Source organism: Acaryochloris sp. IP29b_bin.137, from assembly GCF_028285745.1.
Classification (GTDB): domain Bacteria; phylum Cyanobacteriota; class Cyanobacteriia; order Thermosynechococcales; family Thermosynechococcaceae; genus Acaryochloris.
The window spans coordinates 1-5,244 of the sequence record NZ_JANQOP010000356.1; the positions used below are offsets into that span (position 1 = coordinate 1).

Consider the following 5,244-nt stretch of genomic DNA (forward strand, 5'->3'; position numbering starts at 1 on the left):
TACGAGCCCCACTTCTACCGTCTGCGCAATATGGAGACGGATGCGGATTATGTCATTAATCGCATTCGTAAAACCCATGATTTGCATCATATTTTGACAGGCTTTAGCATGGACGACTTTGGTGAAGCGGGTGTCCTCTCGGTAACCGTTGCCCAAACGGGCTATCCCGGTTGGATATTGATCAATCTTCTGGGCATGTTGCTGGACTTTTTTGGTGGTCCCCAGGACAACGGTATCGATGTTGAATATGACTATGACATCTTGTCTACGGGCATCAAGATGGGGCGAGATGCAAAACCTCTGTTCCCCGTGAAGTGGGAAGAACGGTTCGAACAGCCCCTAGACGAATTGCGGTCTGAGTTCAATATCCAGCCAGTGACGGCAGGACAGTGGAGTTGGTATAGCCGTCCTCAACTACGAGCTGCGATCGCACTCACAGAACCGACCCCTGTTTAACGCAAAAACCGACTCAGCCCGTTGTTCAACTCTACTCATTATGATTCTGGAAGCCGTTACGATCATTTCCCTCTTTACCCTGGCCTTTGGCCTGATTTCGGGGCGGATCGAAAAGAGCATACTTACTCCACCGATGATATTTGCTACCTTTGGACTCTTGATTAGTCCCTTGGTTAGCCAACTACTGAATCTGTCCGTGGATAGTGAAATGGTAAATATTATTGCCACTACAACCTTGGTCTTCGTCCTGTTCACCGATGCGTCTCGGATTGATTTCAAACTCTTGCAACAGCAGTATCAACTGCCCCTCAGACTGTTGGGGATTGGCTTACCGTTAACGATCCTGTTAGGTAGCGGGTTTGCGATCGCACTCTTTCCCAACCTCAATGTATGGGAAGCTGCCGCCGTTGCCACCATTCTGGCCCCTACCGATGCCGCCCTAGGACAGGCCGTCGTCAATAGTCCCAACGTGCCGGTGCGGATTCGGCAAGCCTTGAATATTGAGAGTGGACTGAATGATGGGATTTGCCTGCCTATCTTATTGATTTTCTTGTCCCTAGCTGAGTCAGCGGGGGGAGAACAAACCGTTGCTAGCTGGGGTGGATTTGCCATAGCCCAGCTATTCATGGGACCCGTAGTGGGGATTTTGGTGGGCTATTTGGGGGGACAACTGATTGCGACCACGGCTCGTTCCCATTGGATGACTGAGAACTATCAGCGTTTATCACTGCTTTCTCTGGCTGCTCTGGCCTTCTGTTTGGCTGAACCCCTAGGTGGTAATGGATTTATTGCCGCCTTCTGTGCTGGGCTGACTTTAGGCAATACGAATCGAGAACTTTGCCCTCGCCTATATGAATACGGTGAGACGGAAGGACAGTTTTTTATCCTCGTTACCTTCGTCATTTTTGGCGGTCTAATGGTCTTGCCTGTGCTTACGCAAATGCAGGGCAGAGTGATTCTCTATGCCGTTCTAAGCCTCACTGCAGCTAGAATCTTGAGTGTTTCCCTTAGCCTAGTTGGCATGAAACTTCGATGGGACACCCAACTGTTTCTGGGGTGGTTTGGTCCTCGCGGCGTGGCCTCCATTCTCTACGTGCTAATGGTTCTGAATCGGGACTCCATTCAGGGACGAGAGCAGATATTTACCATTGTGGTGTCTACGGTTTTGCTCAGCATCTTTGCCCATGGGCTGTCAGCGTTTCCCGGTGCCAACTGGTATGCCCAAAGAGTGAGGAAAGGCCAATCCTTGTCCGAGGCAGAACATTTGACAGTACCCACGATGCCCGTTCGCCTACCGTATCGTTCCAGATATCGTCCAGCCGCCGCTTCCCTTCGCTCTGTTGAATGACGATTGGGGAATATTGCACTGGCGATTCCTGAACTCAAGTCAACACCATTCAATTTTACTGTCCAACCCAGGAGTGGGGACATTCTTATGCATATGGCTTCAATTATTGTCCTTGAATTAACAACACTGGTTGCGATCACATTCGCAGCCATTCACTACTGGTCTCGCCCCCTGCATAAATGGTTGTATACGTCCGAACACATTGCTATCTCGTTTAGTGGGGGGATGGCGATTACCTATATGTTTTTGCATCTACTACCCGAGCTGGAAGAAGGAGATATCTCCTTAGGCAGATTTCCCATTCATATCGTCGCTCTGATCGGATTTTTGCTTTTTTACGGTGCTCAGCGTTGGATCTGGTCACAAACACAAAATGATTCCCAGGAACTGAACAAGCGAGCCTTTTGGCTACAGATGATATTCGTGAGTTCCTATAACTTCCTGCTGATCTATTCCATTCCCGAACAGTTCGAGCAGAGCATTCCCTTTGCCTTTATCTATGTTTTGGCCATGAGTTTACATCTGTTATCCACCGATCACCACCTGAGTGAACACTACAAACATCTGTTTGATCGTCAGGGTCGTTATGTATTAATCGCAGCCGTAGTTTGTGGGCTTGTCACTGACTTATTTGCGGAGGCAGCCAATCGCACCTTCTCTAATACCCTCACCGCTCTTTTGACGGGGTTCTTGATGTTCAATATCTTCAAGGAAGAACTCCCAGACCATAAAGAGACTCGTTTTGTTTGGTTTCTCAGTGGTGTGATGTTTTATATCCTTCTATTAGGGGGTTCATGGCTGTTGGAATAATGCAGCTCTCCGAATTGATACGTCCGTCAGAATCGAAGACTGCGGCCTGGCTTAGTTTGTTTTGCCTAGGCCATAGTAGCGTTAATTCCCTCCGACCATGCGAGCTGCGCAAGAGCCTGAACGCACTTCCTTCTTTGTCCTCAATATCCTCAAACTCAGAAACTACAGACTCTATCTCCATCCGCAATTGTTCAACTGATGGCAGACTCTTCTGCACTGATTCTGGCAACACATCACCTAATTCATATGTAGATACTCCTATTGGCTAGCTCATACCCCATAGTGCACAATGTACGATCACCTGCTTCCTTGATTTGCAAAGCACAATCCCTATCATTGGCTGATCGTCAGGGTGCCTGAGTTGATCATCAATGACGTTCACATAGATGTTTATTTCATGGTAGTTAATAAGTTTGATACATAAATTTAAGAATTACCTGAATTGAAGCTGGACTCAATACTCTGCTGTTCTTTGTCATGAAAACTTATGTCAGTTTTAAACTTTCCAAAACCTCCTACATTTGAGTGTATTGAAGATGAACGTTGTCACCGTAAACAACGTTTAGCTGCTGCATTTCGTCTTTTTGCTTACTATGGATTTGATGAGGGTGTTGCTGGACATATCACAGTTCGAGACCCAGAGTTTACGGATTGCTTCTGGGTCAACCCTGTTGGAATATATTTTGGTCACATTCATGTATCGGACTTAATATTAGTCAATCATGAAGGTAAAGTTGAGAAAGGGAGTAAACCCGTCAATACAGCAGCCTTTGCCATTCATTCTCAAGTTCACCAAGCTAGACCTGATGTAATTGCCGCTGCTCATGCACACTCACCATTTGGTAAGGTTTGGTCATCCCTTGGAAGGCTACTTGATCCAATTACACAAGATTCATGTGCCTTCTTTGAAGATCATGCATTGTTTAATAAATACACTGGAGTAGTCTTAGACACTAAAGAAGGTCAGCAAATTGCTGCTACTCTGGGGTCAAAAAAAGCTGTGATACTTCTGAATCATGGTTTATTAAGTGTTGGTAACTCTGTCGATGAGGCTGTATGGTGGTTCATCTCGATGGAACGATGCTGTCAGGCCCAAATCTTGGCTGAGTCAGTCGGCAAACCCTTTTTGATAGCGTCTGAAACAGCTCGTTTAACCCATAGCCAGATCGGTTCTCCCTATATTGGATGGTTTAGTTTTCAATCTCTTTATGAGATGATTGTGAGCCAGGAACCAGATTTACTTGAAGAGTTAGCCTGAGGTGATAGTTTAAGCGAGAATGTGAATCCTCGTACAGCTTATCTAAATTATTCAACTCTAGAAAACGATAATTAGGGAGTCATATTCCCTAGTTTTCATTGACAAAGCGTCAATCTCTTTAATTTTGAAAAAGTCATAATCATCATGAATATCAGCACCGAATTTATTCCTTATCCATTATCGGAAAAAGCTGGAGTAGAATATTTTGGAAAAAATGAAAGTATTTTAACTCTAGACGAAGAATCAATCATTGATTCATTTCAATCTGAAGGAGTAGTTTTGTTTAGAGAATTTAACACAAATATCGAGTTATTTACACAATTCTCTAACAAGCTAAGCAATAATTTTATGGATTATTCTGGAGGAGTTTTCAATCGCAAAATTATTAATGGAAATCCCACTATATTGACTGTAAATGATTTTAATAATGAAGTTAGATTACATGGAGAAATGTATTACCAGAAAACTATCCCACAAATGTTATGGTTTTATTGTCATCAACCAGCTTCAAGTGATGGCGAAACTATTATTTGTGATGGCAAAAGATTCTATAATGCGCTTAGTGATTCCTTAAAAGAGCTATTTAGACAAAAAAAATTGAGATATGTAAGTAGAATGGATAAAAGTGCCTGGATAAAGCGATATAAGACTGATAATTTAAGTGATTTGAAACGGATATGTGAGAGTAATGATGTTCAGCTATGCATAAATGAAGATCAATCAATTGAAACTTATTTCACATGTCCGATTATACATCCAAGCAGATCCAGAGAATATTTAGTATTTATTAATAGCTTATTACCAGCAAAAAGCATGTATCCAGAAAGTGTTACTTTTGACGATGGTTCTGATATTGATGAAGATATCATGCTTCAGCTAAATGCTATAGCTGAAAAACTAACAGTTGAAATTCGCTGGAAAAAGGGGGATATTTTAATGGTTGACAATACTAGAATAATGCATGGGAGAAGGGCATTTATCGATGACAATCGAGAAATTTATCTAAGACTATGCTCACCGTCTTTTTTGTAACAGAGTCCTTTTAATTCCCTAGTTTACATCAGGGCTATTTCATTCTAAAAACATCCATTAGCATGTCTATCGATTGCTCACAGCGCCTTTTTGCTTGAGCCATATTGGTAAATACACACTCTTGATAAAGATTGAGAGTGAGATTACGCGATTGTGCGTCAACAAAGTGTGGGATAGATGGCTAAGTCTCGCCATTCCCACGCATGCTCTGTCAGCCCAGCACGTTGGGCAGCCGCATTCTTAAATCGAGAGTGGCACCAGATCCAGTTGAAATAGGTCAGCACCAGTCTTAAGGTCACTGCACTCTGTTGCCAGACTTTACCAAATTTATTCTGCCGTC

The 5,244-nt window shown here is 43.5% G+C and carries 6 protein-coding genes and 1 pseudogene; 5 read left to right on the top strand and 2 right to left on the bottom strand.

What is annotated here, in order from left to right:
• The 3 genes from Q0991_RS23960 to Q0991_RS23970 all read left to right on the top strand — a co-directional run.
• Window positions 1–456: Coq4 family protein (locus Q0991_RS23960; protein ID WP_299493421.1), on the top strand; the 456-nt coding region annotated here is incomplete at its 5' end.
• A gap of 40 nt (window positions 457–496) precedes the next feature.
• Window positions 497–1,804 carry a cation:proton antiporter gene (locus tag Q0991_RS23965; RefSeq protein ID WP_299493423.1) on the top strand — a complete coding sequence of 436 codons (1,308 nt, stop codon included), beginning with the start codon at window positions 497–499 and terminating at the stop codon, window positions 1,802–1,804.
• An 87-nt stretch (window positions 1,805–1,891) separates the two neighbouring features.
• Window positions 1,892–2,614, top strand: a complete 723-nt coding sequence (locus Q0991_RS23970; protein ID WP_299493425.1) for a hypothetical protein — start codon at window positions 1,892–1,894, stop codon at window positions 2,612–2,614.
• Window positions 2,615–2,879: 265 nt separating this feature from the next.
• On the opposite strand, the gene Q0991_RS25330 is transcribed toward Q0991_RS23970, so the two are convergent.
• Entirely contained in the window at window positions 2,880–3,032 is a 153-nt protein-coding gene (locus Q0991_RS25330; protein WP_366525056.1) for a PDDEXK nuclease domain-containing protein, read from the bottom strand.
• A gap of 69 nt (window positions 3,033–3,101) precedes the next feature.
• Between Q0991_RS25330 and Q0991_RS23975 the strand changes: the two genes are divergently transcribed.
• The gene (locus tag Q0991_RS23975) at window positions 3,102–3,872 is read left to right on the top strand and encodes a class II aldolase/adducin family protein (protein ID WP_299493427.1); all 771 of its coding nucleotides are present in this window, start codon (window positions 3,102–3,104) and stop codon (window positions 3,870–3,872) included.
• 144 nt (window positions 3,873–4,016) lie between these two features.
• Window positions 4,017–4,904: a TauD/TfdA family dioxygenase gene (locus tag Q0991_RS23980; protein ID WP_299493429.1), complete on the top strand. Its 888-nt coding sequence runs from the start codon at window positions 4,017–4,019 to the stop codon at window positions 4,902–4,904.
• Between the two features lie 158 nt (window positions 4,905–5,062).
• On the opposite strand, the pseudogene Q0991_RS23985 reads toward Q0991_RS23980, so the two are convergent.
• Window positions 5,063–5,244 (bottom strand): annotated as a pseudogene (locus Q0991_RS23985) (IS1 family transposase); the annotation flags it as partial.